This window comes from Nocardiopsis salina YIM 90010, assembly GCF_000341025.1.
In the GTDB taxonomy this organism is placed as follows: domain Bacteria; phylum Actinomycetota; class Actinomycetes; order Streptosporangiales; family Streptosporangiaceae; genus Nocardiopsis; species Nocardiopsis salina.
In genome coordinates this window covers 1-16,928 of the sequence record NZ_ANBF01000034.1, presented here as the reverse complement: position 1 = coordinate 16,928, position 16,928 = coordinate 1, and the positions used below count along the sequence as shown (strand labels likewise).

The 16,928-nt window shown below is 69.7% G+C and carries 15 protein-coding genes and 1 pseudogene; 7 read left to right on the top strand and 9 right to left on the bottom strand.

What is annotated here, in order from left to right:
- Window position 1: 1 nt before the first annotated feature.
- The 5 genes from D474_RS0103655 to D474_RS0103635 form a co-directional block, all read right to left on the bottom strand.
- A complete protein-coding gene (locus tag D474_RS0103655) occupies window positions 2-991 on the bottom strand; it encodes an ABC transporter permease (protein ID WP_040703032.1) in 990 nt (329 codons plus the stop codon).
- Window positions 991-1,995 carry an ABC transporter permease gene (locus tag D474_RS0103650; RefSeq protein WP_017612242.1) on the bottom strand — a complete coding sequence of 335 codons (1,005 nt, stop codon included), beginning with the start codon at window positions 1,993-1,995 and terminating at the stop codon, window positions 991-993. Before D474_RS0103650 ends, D474_RS0103655 begins: the two co-directional genes overlap by 1 nt.
- Window positions 1,996-2,095: 100 nt before the next feature.
- Window positions 2,096-3,763 (bottom strand): ABC transporter substrate-binding protein, encoded by a 1,668-nt coding sequence (locus tag D474_RS0103645; protein WP_017612241.1) that lies wholly within the window; start codon window positions 3,761-3,763, stop codon window positions 2,096-2,098.
- Window positions 3,764-4,186: 423 nt separating this feature from the next.
- A complete protein-coding gene (locus tag D474_RS27530) occupies window positions 4,187-4,702 on the bottom strand; it encodes a hypothetical protein (RefSeq protein WP_026118135.1) in 516 nt (171 codons plus the stop codon).
- A gap of 45 nt (window positions 4,703-4,747) precedes the next feature.
- Window positions 4,748-5,263, bottom strand: coding sequence for a gluconokinase (locus D474_RS0103635; RefSeq protein WP_017612239.1), 516 nt, complete (start codon window positions 5,261-5,263; stop codon window positions 4,748-4,750).
- A gap of 140 nt (window positions 5,264-5,403) precedes the next feature.
- On the opposite strand from D474_RS0103635, the gene D474_RS0103630 reads away from it, so the two are divergent.
- The gene (locus tag D474_RS0103630) at window positions 5,404-6,138 is read left to right on the top strand and encodes a FadR/GntR family transcriptional regulator (protein ID WP_017612238.1); all 735 of its coding nucleotides are present in this window, start codon (window positions 5,404-5,406) and stop codon (window positions 6,136-6,138) included.
- A gap of 24 nt (window positions 6,139-6,162) precedes the next feature.
- Here D474_RS0103630 and D474_RS0103625 read toward each other — a convergent pair whose 3' ends face one another.
- Window positions 6,163-7,545 carry a GntP family permease gene (locus D474_RS0103625; RefSeq protein ID WP_017612237.1) on the bottom strand — a complete coding sequence of 461 codons (1,383 nt, stop codon included), beginning with the start codon at window positions 7,543-7,545 and terminating at the stop codon, window positions 6,163-6,165.
- A gap of 514 nt (window positions 7,546-8,059) precedes the next feature.
- On the opposite strand from D474_RS0103625, the pseudogene D474_RS27525 reads away from it, so the two are divergent.
- The 6 genes and pseudogenes from D474_RS27525 to D474_RS0103590 all read left to right on the top strand — a co-directional run bounded on the left by D474_RS27525 (window position 8,060) and on the right by D474_RS0103590 (window position 13,703).
- Window positions 8,060-8,691, top strand: a pseudogene (locus tag D474_RS27525) (DJ-1/PfpI family protein).
- Window positions 8,688-9,149, top strand: a complete 462-nt coding sequence (locus D474_RS0103610; protein ID WP_017612234.1) for a MarR family winged helix-turn-helix transcriptional regulator — start codon at window positions 8,688-8,690, stop codon at window positions 9,147-9,149. Before D474_RS27525 ends, D474_RS0103610 begins: the two are co-directional and overlap by 4 nt.
- 110 nt (window positions 9,150-9,259) lie before the next feature.
- A complete protein-coding gene (locus D474_RS0103605; protein WP_017612233.1) occupies window positions 9,260-10,270 on the top strand; it encodes a threonine aldolase family protein in 1,011 nt (336 codons plus the stop codon).
- A 56-nt stretch (window positions 10,271-10,326) separates the two neighbouring features.
- The gene (locus tag D474_RS0103600) at window positions 10,327-11,082 is read left to right on the top strand and encodes an IclR family transcriptional regulator (RefSeq protein WP_017612232.1); all 756 of its coding nucleotides are present in this window, start codon (window positions 10,327-10,329) and stop codon (window positions 11,080-11,082) included.
- Between the two features lie 249 nt (window positions 11,083-11,331).
- A complete protein-coding gene (gene glpK / locus D474_RS0103595; protein ID WP_017612231.1) occupies window positions 11,332-12,846 on the top strand; it encodes a glycerol kinase GlpK in 1,515 nt (504 codons plus the stop codon).
- Window positions 12,847-12,950: 104 nt separating this feature from the next.
- Window positions 12,951-13,703 carry an MIP/aquaporin family protein gene (locus D474_RS0103590; RefSeq protein WP_017612230.1) on the top strand — a complete coding sequence of 251 codons (753 nt, stop codon included), beginning with the start codon at window positions 12,951-12,953 and terminating at the stop codon, window positions 13,701-13,703.
- An 84-nt stretch (window positions 13,704-13,787) separates the two neighbouring features.
- Here D474_RS0103590 and D474_RS0103585 read toward each other — a convergent pair whose 3' ends face one another.
- The 3 genes from D474_RS0103585 to D474_RS27520 form a co-directional block, all read right to left on the bottom strand.
- The gene (locus tag D474_RS0103585) at window positions 13,788-13,991 is read right to left on the bottom strand and encodes a cold-shock protein (RefSeq protein WP_017612229.1); all 204 of its coding nucleotides are present in this window, start codon (window positions 13,989-13,991) and stop codon (window positions 13,788-13,790) included.
- A gap of 493 nt (window positions 13,992-14,484) precedes the next feature.
- On the bottom strand, window positions 14,485-15,369 hold the full coding sequence (locus D474_RS0103575; RefSeq protein ID WP_017612227.1) for an Fpg/Nei family DNA glycosylase: 885 nt from the start codon (window positions 15,367-15,369) through the stop codon (window positions 14,485-14,487).
- Between the two features lie 76 nt (window positions 15,370-15,445).
- On the bottom strand, window positions 15,446-16,928 hold a 1,483-nt coding region (locus D474_RS27520; protein ID WP_017612226.1), incomplete at its 5' end, for an AAA domain-containing protein.

Below are 16,928 nucleotides of genomic sequence, written 5' to 3'. Positions count from 1 at the left end.
GTCATTTCCTCAGCTTCGGGTCGAGCGCCTCGCGCAGGGACTCACCGAGCAGGGTGAAGCCGAGCGCGGTGATGATGATGCCGAGCGCGGGGTAGACGGCGAGGGCGGGCGCGGTCGACAGGAACCGTTGCGCCTCGGCGAGCATGGTCCCCCACTCGGGGAAGGACGCGTCGGGGTTGCCCAGGCCCAGGTACGACAGGGCGGCGGCGTCGATGATGGCGGTGGCCAGGGTGAGGGTGGACTGCACGATGACCGGCCCCATGGAGTTGGGCAGGATGTGGGTCAGCGCGATCTTGTGCCGGCGCACGCCCATGGACTGCGCGGCGAGCACGTACTCCCGGTTGCCCTGGGCGAGCATGGCCCCGCGCAGCAGGCGGGCGAAGATGGGAATCTGTGCGATACCGACGGCGAGCATGACCGTGGTGAGGCTGGGGCCGACGAGGGCGGCGACGGTGACGGCGAGCAGCAGCGTGGGCAGGGCGAGCATCATGTCGATGACGCGCATGATGACGTTGTCGACCCTGCGTCCCCAGCGTCCGCCGAGCACGGCACAGGCACCGGCGAGCCCGCCGAGCAGGGCACCGAAGCAGAACCCGACGAGGGTGGCCACGACCCCGACCAGGAGGGTCTGGCGGGCCCCGATGATGAAGCGCGAGTAGAGGTCCCGGCCCAGGTGGTCCAGGCCGAGCCAGTTCTCCGCGCGCGGACCGACGAACTCGTTCCGGTTGGGGAAGACCTCGTCTCCCCAGGCCTGGGAGGTGGGGCTGTAGTGCGCTATGAGCGGCGAGAACAGCGCCACGGCCACGAAGACCACGACGATGACCGCGCCGGTGATGGCCATGGGGTTGGTGCGCATGCGGCGGAAGGCGTCGATCCAGATCCCCGATGCCCGGCCCTCGTCGGTACGCGAGCCCATGAGTTCGGCGAGGCGGTCGACCTTCTCGGCCTTGCGTTTGTGCAGGGGTGTGGGTGAACTCGGCGAAGTAGGCATCACTGGGCCCGCACTCTCGGGTCGAGGAGGCTGTAGGAGATGTCGACCAGGAGGTTGATCAGCACGTACATGGCCGCGATGAGCAGGATGAACCCGGTCAGAACGGGGTAGTCGCGGCCGTGTGTGGCCTCGTAGATGAATGATCCGATACCGGGGAAGGCGAAGACGCTCTCGGTGAGCACGGCCCCGGCGAAGAGGCTCCCGGACAGCAGCCCGACGGCGGTGACCACGGGCAGGAGGGCGTTGCGGAGCACGTGGCGGGTGCGCACGGTGGTTCGGTGCAGGCCCTTGGCGTTGGCGGTGCGTACGTAGTCCTCGCCCATCACCTCCAGGACGCTGGCGCGTGTCATGCGGGTGATGACGGCGAGGGGGATGGAGGCCAGGGCGAGGCCGGGCAGAGCCAGGTGCATGAGCGCGTCCCACACCACGTCCCATTCGCGGGTCATGATGCCGTCGAGCACGACGAACCCGGTGATGTCGGTACGACTCAGGGCCGGTGATATGCGGAAGGCGGACGGGAACAGCCCGAGCTGTTCGGCGAAGACCACCTTGAGGATGAAGGCCAGGAAGAACACCGGCGTGCAGATGCCCAGGAGTGACCCGCCGACGGCTGCGAAGTCGAGCGCGCTGCCGCGTTTGCGGGCGGCGAGGTAGCCCAGGGGCAGGCCGACGGCGACGGCGATGGTGATCGCGGTGACGGCGAGTTCGAAGGTCGCCGGGAAGCGGGTGAGGAACTCCTCCAGGACGGGGCGCCCGGTGTGGATGCTCGTGCCGAGGTCGCCCTGGAAGATCCGGCCGAGGAACGAGAAGTACTGGACGGTGAAGGGTTCGTCCAGGCCCAGTGATTCCCTCAGCGCCTCCCGTTGTTCGGGGGGTGCGTTGTCGGGCAGGAGGGCGTTCTCGGGACCTCCCGGGAGCCGTTGCAGCCAGACGAACAGCAGGACCGACAGCCCGAGGAGGGTGGGGATCAGCTGCAGGAGTCGTCTGACGATGAATCGCAGCACGTGCGCCGCCTTTCGCCAGCGGGTGAGTGCGGGGATCGCCCGCGTTGCGGGTCCGGCCGGCCGTGTGGGCCGACCGGACCCGGGGACCGTCGGGTGGGGACTACTGCCAGGAGGCCTCGGCGAAGAGCTCCTGGGTCAGCGGGCTGACGTTCGGCGGGTCGACCTCCGGGGCGAAGGCGATGGAGGGCGGGGAGCTGGAGATGGGCAGCCCGGGCAGTTCCTCCATGACCTGCTCGTTCAGGTCCTCGTATCCGGCGATGCGCTCGGCCTCGTCGGGGTTGCTGCTGACCTCGGCCATGTCGTCGAAGAGGTCCTGGTTGTCCATGCCCCAGGCGTCGTTGTGGGTCGAGAACCAGGTGCCGATGAAGTTGTAGGCGTCGTTGTAGTCACCGGTCCAGCCGAGCAGGTACATCTCGCAGTTGCCGTTCTCGGACTGCGCGGTGTACTCGGTCCACTCGTAGGAGACCTCCTCGACACTGACTCCGACCTCCTGCAGGTCCTCGGCGATCACGTCGAAGATGTCGCGCGGGGCGGGCATGTAGGGGCGGGTGACCTCGGCCGGGAAGCAGAACTCGAGCTCGAGGTCCTCGTGCCCGGCCTCCTCGAGCTTCTCGCGGGCCAGGTCGGGGTCGTGGTCGATGGTGCGCACGTCCTCGGACCAGCCGTCTAGGGTGTCGGGGTGGAACTGGGTCGCCACCTCGCTGCCCTCGGGCATGATCGTGTCGACGATGCGTTGGCGGTTCACGGCGTGGGACAGGGCCTCACGGACCTCGGGGTCGCCGAGCGCCTCGTGGCTCTCCTGTTGGTAGGCGAGGTAGAGCACGTTGAACACGTCGCGCACGGGCACCTGGAAGTCGTTCTCCTCCAACTGCTCGATGTCGGCGGGGGCCACGAGGTCGTACCCGTGGATGTCACCGGCCTCCAGGGCCTGCAGGCGCGCGTTCTCGTCGGGGATGGCACGCAGGATCATCGTCTGGAACCCGGCGGGCTCGCCGTGGTACTCGTCGAAGCGCTCCAGGGTGACCGAGTTCTGGTCCTGGTCCCAGTCCTCGACGGTGAAGGGCCCGGTCCCGGCGATCGCGGAGGCGTCGCGCGTGTACTCGGGCAGGGTGAAGTCGCCGTCGCCGCCGGTGATCTCCTCGTCCTCGATGGCCTCCAGCGTGCTGGGGCTGAGGATGCTGAACGCGGCGAGGCTGAACCCGCCGGGGAGCACGGAGGAGTACTCGGTGACCTCGATGACGGCGGTGGTCTCGTCGACGGCCTCACAGCCTGCGTAGCGGGATTCGGGGAGCGCGTCGCTCTCGTTCTCCGCGAAACCACCGAAGATCGCCTGCCAGTAGTAGGAGTTGTTCGCGTTCTGGAACTCGCCGGCGAGGTTGTACCAGCGGTCGTAGTTCGCGCACACGGCTTCTGCGGTCACGGCGTCGCCGTCGTGGAAAACCGCGCCTTCCCGCAGGTGGAAGGTCCATTCCGTACCGTCCTCGGACTGCTCCCAGTCCTCGGCCAGGCCGCCCACGATCTCGGTTCCGCCGGATTCGTGGTCGAGGAGGGGTTCGAGGGCCTGCCGTGCGTAACGGAAGGTCTCTCCGTCGTTGGTGAGGAAGGGATCGAGCGAGGTGATCTCGCCGGCGCCGGCGAAGATGAAGGGTTCGTCCTCGTCCATTCCCGAGGCGTCGCGGTCGCTCTCGGCACAGGCGCTCGCCACGAGGGCGAGGGCGGCCGCCGCGGCCACGAGACCGAGGGGTTTGCGGGAAGACTTCGTGAACATGGTCCACCTCTGTCTGGGGCGGTGGGGGTGAGCCCGTTGGTGATGGCAGGACCATAAACCGGACATCGTCCACGTGGGAAGATAGACAGCTCGGGATTAATACAACCGTTTCATATCTGTGCCGTGATCCATAGAACGGTTTTTTCTGCACAGATGTCCAACACGGGGACGGTTCCGACCTCTGTCGCTTTTCGGCGGAACCCGGAACATCGCAGGCAGCGGCCGCAATCCATGCACCCCGCGATGGAATCATCCCATGAATAATACCCAAACAGATGGCGAGCTACAGAAAGTGGGATTCCATCAGGCAAAACTTCTTCTTTTTCCCTGGATCCACAGAAGCACCACTGACACCATCCCGATACTGCCGACACAGAAAACCGGGCCCCGACGGTGTCGGGACCCGGTTCGAGCGGCAGGGCGTCAGGCCCGGCGGTGCTCCCCCTCGCTGTCGCACCAGGCGATGACGGACGTGCTCCACAAGGCGATGTTGACCACGATCGACAGCAGCGCACCGGCCAGCCCGGCGGCGAGCATCAGGGTGTCGGCGAGCCGGGCTGCCACGTAGAGCGAGCCCACCGAGACCGCCAGCGCGGCTGCGGCACCTCCCTGGGACCAGCGCCACAGGGTGGGGGCGGCCCGGCGCACCGGCCCGGCCAGCCAGGCAACGGCACCGGCGGCCAGCACCGCAGCAACCGACAGCACCCACAGCTGGACGGCTGATCCGGGGGCGGCCCCTGTGTAGAGGATCCAACCGGCCCGCACCGATGCCAGGACCAGCACAGCCGCGGCCACGAACATCAGAGTGCAGGTGTGCCGCACGTCCTGAGGCGGCTGCACACCCAGGCGCCGGCCTTCGGTCAGGCTCCGTGCCGGGGGCGGCAGCACGCTGAAGGGCCGCGGGGCGGCCGAGGTCGGGGACGAAACGGTGTCTTGCATGACGAACAGGGTCGCCTGCGCACGAGCGGGGCGCAAGCTGGAGCACTAGGGAACAGCTGGCCGGATGTGGTCCTCCACATAGAGCAGGGCCCCGCCGTTGAGCGTCTCCAGGTCTGCGCGCACGTCGAACTCGCGCCCTGCCTCGTCCGGATCCAGGCGCTCCAGCGTCTCCAACTGTGACCGGAGCAACGCGGGGGGCATGAAGTGGTCGGGCCTCGCCTCGATGCGCTCCCAGATGACCTCCGCCGGACCGTGCATGTGGAGGAAGTGCACGTCGGGTGCGCCCTCGCGCAGCAGGTCGCGGTACTCGCGTTTGAGCGCGGAGCAGGCCATGACCGTTGTCTCCCCCAGTGCGTCGTGCTCGCCGATCCAGGAGGCCAGCTCACGCAGCCAGGGACGGCGGTCCTCGTCGGTCAGGGGTGTTCCGGCCGACATCTTGCCGATGTTGGCCTCGGGGTGGAACAGGTCCGCCTCGGCGAAGGGCAGCTCCAGCCGCTGGGCCACGTGCTCGGCCACGGTCGTCTTGCCGCTGCCCGAGACGCCCATGAAGACAAAGTGCATGGTTACTCCGTGTCGGGTGGGGAGGCCGGTCCCGTGCTCCCCCACCCCAATGGTGCTATCGAATGGTGCGATTAGGCTTCAAGCTGTCCCCCGGCGGGAACCGGGCCGGGGGCGAGGGAGTGTCGAGCACGGGGAGCACGATGGGCACTGACCACCGCACGCTGCACAATCGAGTGCTGGCGGTGCTCGGACCCGCGATCGCGGCCGGCGAGTACTCGCCCGGCCACACGTTCACGCTCCAGGGACTGGAGCACGATTTCGGGGTCTCCCGGACGGTCGCCCGGGAGGCGGTCCGTGTCCTGGAGTCGATGCGGCTGGTGGTCAGTCGCCCCAGGACGGGGATCCGGGTGCGTCCGCGTAAGGACTGGAGCGTCTTCGATCCCCAGTTGATCCGCTGGCGTCTGGCGGGCAGCGGGCGCATGGAGCAGCTGCGCACCCTCAACGAGCTGCGCGAGGCCGTCGAACCCGGTGCCGCGGCCCTGGCTGCAGCGCGCGGCGGCCAGGAGGAGCGTGCCCAGCTGGTGGTGCTGGCCGACCAGATGGAACGCACCGGACGCGCGGGCGACCTGGAGACGTTCCTGGACCTGGACGTGGCCTTCCACCGACGCATCCTGGAGCTGGCCGACAACGAGATGCTCGTTGGCCTGACCCAGGTGATCACCGAGGTCCTGGTGGGACGCACGTCCTACGACCTCATGCCGCACCACCCCAGACCCGAGGCGCTGCGCCTGCACCGCGCTGTGGCACGGGCGATCCGGGACGGACTGCCGGACGTGGCCGAGGCTGCGATGCGGTCGATCGTGACCGAGGTGGTCACGGCCCTGCAGGAGGACGACCGCGAGGGCGGCGGGCAGGCCGCCCCCGACGGTCATTGAGATCGCGCGCTGCACAGTGTCCCGCTACAGCACCAGGTGGAGGCCGAAGGCGAGACCGAACCCGATGAAGCCGATGAGGGTCTCCATCACGGTCCAGGTCTTGAGCGTGGTCTTGACGTCCATGCGCAGGAAGCGTCCGACCAGCCAGAACCCGGAGTCGTTGACGTGCGAGAGCGCTGTGGACCCGCACGCGATCGCGATGACGATCAGGGCCAGATCGATGCCGCTGAGGCCACTGGTGGCCTGCACGGCCGGAGCGATGAGACCCGAAGCGGTGGTGATGGCGACCGTGGCCGAACCCTGGGCCACACGCAGGGCCAGGGCGATGACGAAAGCGGCGAGCATGACCGGCATGCCGGTGTTCTCGAGGGTGCCGGCGAGAGCCTCGCCGATACCACTGCTCTGGAGGACGCCACCGAACATGCCGCCGGCACCGGTGATGAGGATGATGCCGCAGACGGGGCCGAGCGCANGCCCCCCGCCGACGATCTCCTCCACCCTCTGGCGGCTGTAACGGCCGGCGCTGAGCACGACCATCGCGTAGATGACGGTGATGAGCAGCGCGATGGGTGCCTCACCGAGCATCATGAGGACCTGGCCCCACAGAGCCTGGTCGGAGACGGTCCCGGTCTCGACGGCGGTACTGACGCCGGTGTTGCCGAAGATGAGCAGCATCGGCAGGACGAGCACGCTGAGCACGGTGACCAGGTGGGGCGGGTTCTCGTGGGTGACCTTCCCGTCGCCCATGATGTCGTCGGGGACCGGGAGCTCCCAGCGCTTTCCGGCCCACAGGCCGAAGAGGTAGCTCGACAGGTACCAGGTCGGGACGGCCAGCAGGGTGCCCATGAGCAGAGTCAGACCCATGTCCGCGCCGATCTCGACGGCCGCGGTGACCGGGCCAGGGTGCGGGGGCACGAAGGCGTGCATGATCGCGAAGGCACCGGCCGTGGGCAACGCGTACATGAGCACGGATCCACCGACGCGGCGGGCGACGCTGAAGACGATCGGCAGCATGACGATGAGGCCGACGTCGAAGAAGATCGGGAAGCCGAAGATCAGCGAGGCCACACCCAGCGCGAGGGGTGCGCGTTTCTCACCGAAGACCTTGATGAGCGCTCCGGCCAGCACCGCGGCACCGCCGGTGATCTCGAGCATGCTGCCGATCATCACGCCGAGACCGACGAGCAGGGCGACGTTGGCGAGGGTGCCGCCGAAGCCGTCGAGGAGGGTGGGCACCACCTGATCCACGGGGATGCCCGCAGCGAGGGCGGTGAGCACGCTGACCGCGACCAGCGCGATGAACGCGTGGACCTTGAAGCGGATGATCAGGAAGAGCAACAGGGCGATCGCGCCCGCGGCGATCCCCAGGAGGGGGCCCGTCCCGTAGACGGGTTCGAAGTTCTCCACGGCAGAGCCTTCCGGGTGGCTGGGTCTTGGTGGGACGAGCTCGCCCTCGGCCCCGACGGGTGAGGGCATGACCTGCCCTTGGGACGAACTTTGAGAATGGTAATACCATTTGTGAGCTTCTGTGAACGAACGGAGTCATACAAGTTAACCGGGTCAATAGTGACCCTGGTCACACTAAACGGAGTCATAACCGTACAGTTCCGACCTCGCGACCTGGAGTTACGGCCCGGACCAATCACGGCCGTCCTGAGAAGCGCGAAACACCCACCTGGGGGCCGATCCGCCGGACACTGCTGCCCTCCCCCGGTTCCGGACGACCCCTATCGCCACATCGGCCTTGCCCCGGCCACCGCCACCGGATAGATCAGTGCGTACTCCGAGCGCGCCGACATCGGGAACGCCCCCGCTCCCCCTCGCTCGAGAGCCCTCCCGTCACACACGTGCACACTCGACGCGGGCGCCGGATTTCCCCGAGAGCATTGACAGCATCCTGTCGGAGTGACAGCTTTCTGCCATGAATGACGAGTACCGGAAGACCGTCCACCTCGCCGTCTACGACCAGCTCGCCGACTGGCAGATCGGGCACGTCACCGCCCACCTGCGCAACGGGCAGTGGCAGCCCCGCCCCGGGCGCTTCGACGTCGTCACCGTCGGTCTCACCGGCGCGCCCGTGACCACGATGGGCGGACTGACCGTCCTGCCCGACATCACGCTCCCCCAGCTCAAGCCCTCCACCAGCGCGATGCTCGTTCTCCCGGGCTCCTCCTGGTGGGACCAGGAGCCCGAGTACCTGGCCCCGTTCGGTTCGGCCGCCGGCATCTTCCTCGACGCGGGCGTGCCCGTCGCCGCGATCTGCGGAGCCACCGCCGGCCTGGCCCGCGAAGGCCTGCTCGACCACCGGGACNCCCCAGCCCCGCCCCCGAGTACCTGCTGGCCACCGGCTACAGCGGCACCGGCCGCCACCGCGACGCCCTCACCGTGGTCGACGACGGTCTCATCACCGCGGGACCCACCGCCCACCTGGAGTTCGCGCGCGCGGTCTTCTCCGAGCTCGGCGTCTACCCTCCCCGCGTGCTCGACGCCTGGTACCGGCTGCACGCAGAGCACGACCCCGACGCCTACTACGCCCTCCTGGAGGGGGCGTGACCGTGGACGGGACCCCCCGACCGGCGGAGTCCCTGCTCGGCGAGGCCTCCCTGGCCGTCGCCCGTCTCCACGCCCGGCTCCTGTCCGCCCACGAACGCATGGCCCGAACCTCCGGCCTGACCGCCGCACGCTGGCAGGTCCTCGGAACCGTCGCCGAGGGTCCCCGCACGGTCTCCGACGTCGCCCGCCACCTGGGCACCCGGCGCCAGAGCGTGCAGCGCATCGCGGACGCCCTCGTGGACGCCGGGGTCGCCGAGTACCGCCCCAACCCCGCGCACAGCAGGGCCCGCCTGCTCACACCCACCGAGGCCGGGCACGAGGCGCTGCGCGGCCCCGACCCCCAGCGCGCCCGGATGGCCGAGGCCCTGTTGACCGAGCTCGGCGAGGACGAACTCCGGCAGACCCTGGACCACCTGCACACGCTCTCGGAGGCGGTGGACCGCTGGGAAGAGCGCTGACCCAGGGCCTGTTCGGTGGACGCCTTCCGTCGCGCAGCAGGTGATCGGCGTTCGCCGGCCAGGCCCTAGGGTTGAGCGCAGAACCCGCGCACCACCGAGGAGCAACCCCCGTGATCGACCTGCGCTCCGACACTCTGACCGCCCCCACCGCGCGAATGCGCGAAGCCATGGCCGGGGCCGAGGTCGGCGACGACGTGTTCGCCGAGGACCCCACCGTCCGGGAACTGGAAGAGGAGGTCGCGGGCCTGCTGGGGACCGAGGCGGCCGTCTACGTTCCGTCAGGACACATGGCCAACCAGCTCGGTCTGTTCGTCGCCTCCCGGAGCGGCGAGGAGGTCTGGGCACACGAGAACCACCACCTCATCGGCGACGAGCAGGGCGCGGCCGCCGTGCTCTCGCGGGTGCTGCCCCGGCTGTACTCGGGTGATCCGTGGCCCTCCGACGCCCTGTTGGAGTCCTGGATCGCGGGCGCGCGCGAGGGAGACGTGCACCGCGCCGAGCCCGCGCTCCTGTGGCTGGAGAACACCTTCAGCGGTCGGGTCGTGCCTCTGGCCGAACAGGACCGCGCCACCTCCTTCGCCCGCGCGCACGGGATGCGTACGCATCTGGACGGGGCCCGGTTGTGGAACGCCGCCATCGCCCTGGAAGCGGCCCCGTCGCGGGTGGCGCAGGGGTTCGACTCGGTGTCGGTCTGTTTCTCCAAGGGGCTCGGCGCCCCGGTGGGTTCGGCCCTGGCCGGCGACGCCCGGACGGTGCTGCGGGCCCGGCGGGGCCGCAAACTCCTGGGCGGGGGTATGCGCCAGGCGGGGATCGTGGCCGCGGGAGCGCTGCACGCGTTGCGCCACCACCGCGAACGCCTGGCCGAGGACCACGCGCACGCCGAAGACCTGGCCGCACGCATCGACGGGCTCCCCGGGATCAGCGCCACGGCCCGTACGAACATGGTTCTGGTGAGCACACCGGAGGGCCTGGGTGCCGCCTACGCCGAGGCCTTCGCCCGTCACGGGGTCCGTGCGCTGGGCGGCGGCGACCGCGTGCGTATGGTGCTGCGCCAGGAGATCCGGTCCGAGGACGTCGACGCGGCGGCCCTGGCGATCGAGAAGGCCAGTGCTGATCTGTGATCTCGTAGTAACCTTGCCCGTGCGACACTGCCGCACAAGAGAGTGACGCAGCGCCAATGCCGGGACACATCCAGTCCATCGAACGCGCCGCGGCCCTCCTGCGCCTCCTCTCCGGGGCGCCGCAGGGGCTGAGCCTCGGCGAGATCTCGCGCTCATCGGGCCTGCCGAAGGGGACGGCCCTGGGGCTCCTGCGGACCCTGCAACACGTGGGTTTCGTCGAGCAGGGAACCGAGACGGGCCACTACCGCCTGGGCGGGGGCCTGCTCAGCCTCGGCAGCCGTTACCTCGACGGCAACGAACTCCGTACCAGAGCACTGAACTGGGCCGACAGCCTGGCCTCGCTCAGCCGGGAGAGCGTGCGCATCGGAACCCTGCACGAGCACCAGGTGCTGGTGGTCCACCACGTGTTCCGCCCCGATTCCAGCCGCCAGGCCTTGGACGTGGGGACCCTCCTGCCCCTACACGCGACGTCTCTGGGACAGGTCCTGCTGGCCTTCGACCCGATCGCCTCCACCTGCGACCTCCCGGCCTTCACACGTCACACCATCACGTCGCCGGACACCCTGTGCGAACGCGCGGAGGCGGTCCGCGAGGCGGGGTGGGCGTGGGAGACCGACGAACTCGTGGAGGGCGAGATGTCGGTGTCGGCACCCATCCAGGACCGCCGCGGCATTACGGTCGGGGCGATCGGGGTACGCGGTGCCGTCGAACGCCTCCGCGGTGACGGCGACGGCCCCGATCGTGAGAAGGTCTCCTACGTGCGCGACGCCGCCCGGGCGATCTCCAGAGAGCTCGGGGCCACCCCGTTCTGAGCACGGCCTCCCGGACGCGACACACCGGCTCGCCCTCCTCGGGCCTTTCGGTGGCCGACGACCGACGATGGTCGGGTGCGGACCGTGTGTGATCCGCGTGACACGACAGCGTCACGCGGCCTTGACATGGGAACTGAACTGGGACGAAACTGACGCCACTCATGCGTCAATGCCGTACAACGTTCGGGGACAACTGAAGAAATGCGCAGGCGTCCGCACCCCCATCGTCACACCTGAAGGCGAGCACCGATGAGTCAGCAGTACATCGCCGCGATCGACCAGGGCACCACGTCGAGCCGCTGCATTCTCTTCGACCGGGACGGACGCATCGTCTCCGTCGACCAACGCGAACACAGGCAGATCTTCCCCAAGCCGGGGTGGGTCGAGCACGACCCGAAGGAGCTGTGGGCCAACGTCGAGGTCGTCCTCCAAAGGTCCCTCCAGAAGAACGAGATCACGCCCGACCAGGTCGCAGCCATCGGCATCACCAACCAGCGTGAGACCACGGTCGTCTGGGACAAGGAGACTGGCGAGCCGGTCTACAACGCCATCGTCTGGCAGGACACCCGCACCGACGACATCGTGCGCGAGCTCGCCGCCGACGAGGGCCAGGACCGATTCCGCCACATCTGCGGGCTTCCGCTCGCCACCTACTTCTCCGGGCCCAAGATCCGGTGGCTCCTCGACAACGTCGACGGCCTCCGCGAGCGCGCCGAGCGGGGCGAGGTGCTGTTCGGCACCATCGACACCTGGGTCATCTGGCAGCTGACCGGCGAGCACGTCACCGACGTGACCAACGCCAGCCGCACCATGCTCATGAACGTCCACACCCTCGAGTGGGACGACGTGGTGCTCGAGGCGCTGGGCGTGCCGCGCGCGATCCTCCCGGAGATCCGCTCCTCCTCCGAGGTCTACGGTGAGGCCCGCGGTTACCTCGCCGGGACCCCGGTCGCCTCGGCCCTGGGCGATCAGCACGCCGCACTGTTCGGCCAGACCTGCTTCGACCCGGGCGACGTCAAGGGCACCTACGGCACCGGCACGTTCCTGGTGATGAACACCGGGACCGAGGCCATCCCGTCCCAGAACGGCCTGCTCACTACGCTGGGTTACAAGCTGGGCGACCAGGACGCCGTCTACGCCCTCGAAGGCTCCGTCGCCGTGACCGGGTCACTGGTGCAGTGGCTGCGCGACAACCTCGGCCTCATCTCCTCCGCCCCGGAGATCGAGACCCTGGCGCGCACGGTCGACGACAACGGCGGGTGTTACATCGTGCCGGCCTTCTCCGGCCTCTTCGCCCCCCACTGGCGCAGCGACGCCCGCGGTGTCATGGCCGGTCTGACCGGTTACGTCACCAAGGGCCACATCGCCCGCGCCGTGCTGGAGGCGACCGCGTGGCAGACCCGCGAGGTCGTCGACGCGATGAACGCCGACTCGCACATCGACCTGACCACGCTCAAGGTCGACGGCGGCATGACCGCGGACAACCTGCTCATGCAGATCCTGTCCGACGTGCTCGACGCCGAGGTTGTGCGCCCGATGGTCGCCGAGACCACGTGCCTGGGCGCCGCCTACGCCGCCGGCCTCGCTGTCGGGTACTGGCCCGACGTCGAGACTCTCCGGGCCAACTGGCACAAGGCGGCCGAGTGGAACCCGGAGATGGACGCCGGCCAGCGCGAGCACGAGTACCGCAACTGGAAGAAGGCCGTGCGCCGCACGCTCGACTGGGTCGAGCACGAGGACGCCGACCACGACGACAAGGTCTGATCCGCTCCCGGGCCCACACCGCGCGTGTGCCCGGGAGACAACCCCCCGGAGCGCCGTAGGGCGCCCCGACCCGACACACGGCCCCGCTCGGGGCGGAGGTCCCCATGGTGTATCTGGCAGAGTTCATCGGTACCGCGATCCTGGTCCTGCTCGGTGGCGGTGTCGTCGCCGGCGTCTCGTTGGCCAGGTCCAAGGCCAAGGAGGCAGGCTGGATCGTCGTCACCTTCGGTTGGGGCATGGGTGTGGCGATGGCTGCCTACGTGGTGGGCGCCATCAGCGGCGCCCACATCAACCCGGCCGTGACCATCGGTATGGCGAGCATCGGCGACTTCGAGTGGTCCCTGGTGCCCGGTTACATCGCCGCGCAGATGGCCGGCGCCTTCACCGGTGCGATCGTGGTCTACCTGGCCTACTTCGCGCACTGGGACCAGACCGACGACCCCGACGCCAAGCTCGGTGTCTTCAGCACCGCTCCCGGCGTGCGCCGCCCCTTCGCCAACCTCACCACCGAGATCATCGCCACGGCCCTGCTGGTCCTGGGTCTGCTCGGCATCGGCGCGAACGAAGGAGCGGTCTCTGCCGACGGCGGGGTCGAGCTGGCCCACCTGTTCGCCAACGGCATCGCGCCGCTGCTGGCCGGTCTGCTGGTCTTCGCGATCGGCCTCTCGCTCGGTGGCCCCACCGGGTACGCGATCAACCCGGCCCGTGACCTGGGCCCGCGCATCGCACACGCGCTGCTCCCCATCCCGGGCAAGGGGTCCTCGGACTGGGGCTACTCGTGGATCCCGGTCGTGGGCCCGATCGTCGGCGGTGTCATCGGCGCCTGGATCTGGAAGCTCACCGGCTTCGGCGGCTGAGCGCCCCCGCACATGAAAGCGCCCCCGGCGGGACCAACGGTCCTACCGGGGGCGCTTCGAGTTCGCGTCGAACGCGACGGCGTCTTAGATGCCGATGACGTTGTCCGCCTGCGGGCCACGCGAGCCCTGGACGATCTCGAACTCCACGCGCTGGTTCTCCTCGAGGTTACGGAAGCCCGTCCCCTGGATCGCGCTGTAGTGGACGAAGGCGTCCGGGCCGCCGTCGTCGGGGGAGATGAAGCCGAAGCCCTTCTCGCCGTTGAACCACTTCACAGTTCCCTGAGCCATGTTCTCTCCTTCAGCTCTTCGGGCGCGGGCGCGTCACTCACACCCGCCAATTGCCGCGAGCCGGCCCATACCGAACCGCCCGCCGGTCACAAACTCCGCGGGCGTGTCACCAACTGCGAAATTCAACGACTAACAATCTTCTCCGAACCTACCACAGGGATCAGGGTCTGACCGGGGTTTCGGTGTGGGGACGCGCACGGTGTCCGGGGGAATATCCGGCACCCCGTCCCGAACCGCGCTGACCAGCTCGGACGCGGTCACCGCGAAGGCCCGTTCAGCCTTGGTCGGCACCGACGAAATGCCCTCCCGCGACCTCGATCACGGGCAGCGGACCGCCTTCCCCTGCGGGCGTCGGCGGCATCACGGGATCGGGGCGTTCACGGGCCGGGTCGGCGTCGATCTCGGCCCAGGTCCCGGTGGGGCCGGAGCACACACGAGAGCAGGTGGCGGCTGTAGGGGTGTCGGGGCTCCTACGCACCGGCCTTCGTGCGGGTCAGCGCGCGGGCTGGCACCCCGGGCACCAGTAGAGGGTGCGACCGGCCAGCTCGGTGGCGGAGATCGGGGAGGAGCACACCCGGCAGGGGTCGCCGGTGCGGTAACAGACGTAGAGGGTGTCGGGCCTGGGCACCGGGTGGGCGTCGGGGTCGGGGCGGTGTTCGGAGCGGGTGGTGATGATGTAGCCGTCGCGGACACCGTCGCGCAGGAGTCCGCCCAGGTCGTCCCAGAGGGCGTCCCACTGGGCGCGGGTGAGCTCGCGGCCCGGGGTCATCGGGTCGATCCCGGCCCTGAACAGGGACTCGGCCCGGTAGATGTTGCCGATGCCTGCCACGATGTCCTGACGCATGAGCAGGGCGGCAATGGTGGTGCGCGACCGGCTCAGCCGTGCCCACGCGCGGTCGGGCTCGGCGTCGGCGCGCAGGGGGTCGGGACCGAGCTTGTCCTGCACGGCGAGTTTCTCGTCCTCGGTGACGACCTCGCAGGCCGATGGCCCGCGCAGGTCGGTCCAGCCGGAGGTGTTGACCAGGCGTGCCCGCACCGCGCCCACGGGTTTCGGGGGCACGACGAAACCGTCGGGGTCCCGGTCCAGCTCCACGCTGGTGGCTCCCGCGGCACGAGGAGCGCCCAGGTGGCGTTCCCCGTCGGCGTCACCGAAGGTCCAGGCGCCGTAGAGGCCCAGGTGCACCCGCAGCCACGCGCCGGAGTCGAAGCCCAGGAAGAGGTGTTTGCCGTGCGCCTCGCTCTCGGTCAGCACACGTCCGTCGAGGAGCGAGGCACCGTCGGCGAAACGGCCCTGCGGGCTGGAGACGCGGACCGCTCCCCCGCCGAAGGTCTTGTCGAAGTGCGCCGCGAGTCGGTGCAGCGTGTGGCCCTCAGGCACCCGTTCTCCTCTCGTCCCGTCCCGGATCGGCGCACACCGGGGACATCCAGGGTAAAGGGGACACCGGGCGGGCCGGTCAGTGGGCGGAGAGGATCTCCGACACCAGGGCGCGGCGGTCGGCGAGGCAGCGCCAGGCAGGCACGACCACGACGGGATCGCCGCTGGTGCGGTTGAGGTGCTCACCGCGGACCATGAGGTGGCGCAGGGCAACGCCGTCCGGTTCGCGGTCGAGGAGCAGGCGCAGGCGGCGGGCCCCGAAGCGCACCACAAGGTCGGCGCTCCAGACGTCGGGTTCCCGGTGCAGTGTCACACGGGTTCCGGCGGCGCGCAGGGTGTCGGCGAGCGCGGTCAGTGCAGCATCGGGCACCACAGGTGTGCCGGTGCCGTCGGCGGCGAGCTCGCTCAGGGGCCCCTCCCCCGCGGCCCAGTGATGGCGGTCACCCACGACGACGAGGCGGCTCCGGGTGCGGGTGAGCACCGACGACCACAGGTGGGTCGTGCGGCGTACACGGCGTTCGGCGATACCCGGGGCACCGTCGGCAAGGATCGGTGAGAGCACGGTGACGTCGGCCCCGTGCGCGTTCAACAGGTCGGGGCCGCCCACGCGGATCTCACGCCGGGCCGGACGGCGTAGGAGCAGACGTCGCAACAGCACGACCTGGGGCTGGGTGGGTGCGACGACGGTGATCCCCTCGCCCGGCGGAAGTTCGGCATCGATCTCGCTGACCACCACCGCGACCCGGTAGGCCTCCTCCCGGTTGACGTAGGAGGCCCCGGGTGCCGCCTCGCAGGTCCCGGGAGCGTCGCGCCACTCGAAACACGGACCGCGGTCGGGGTCGGGCACAGTGCGGGGGGACAGGTGCCCGGCGTAGCAGTGGCGTGAGGCGATGCGGGCCAGCCGGGGCGGTGCACCGTCGTGTTCGGACAGCCACATCGGCGACGGGGCGGCACGCAAGGCGGCGGTCAGGGCCGAACCCTCGCCGTAGCGCAGGCCGCGTTCGTCGAGCTGGTCGCCGAGGAGTCCGGCCACGGTGAGGGCACGGCGTTCCTCCTCCGGCTCGAGTGCGGAGGGCGGGCCGGCGTGGGCGGGGTCGCCGAGCACGACGGCGCGCGTGGCCCGGTAGAGCGCCGGGACCATCTCGCCCACGCGGGTGCGTTCTCCGCCCAGCACGATCACCAGGTCGAACAGCCCGGCCCGCAACGGCAGGGACCGCACTTGGTCGGTGCGGCAGGCCCAGGCGGGCAGGGTGTCCATGAGCGCGGAGAGTCCGGGCCGGCCGTCGCCGCGGTGCCAGTTGAGGGTCTCCAACCGGTTCTCCACGGCGGCACGGCCGCGGCGCAGGCGTGCCTCGGAGACGGTGGTCAGGCAGTCGGTGCCGGCGCGGCGGTGCTGGTCGAGAGCCTCGGTGAGCGCCGTGGAGAGTTCTCCCAGGGGCGCGCAGCGGGTACGGCGGTCGACGGCCGTGCGCCACCGGCTCTCCAGCAGCGCCACCTCACGCAGTTGGGCGAGGGACTCGGGGTCGGTTCGGACGCCGAGTTCGCGCCGGACGAGGTTGCGG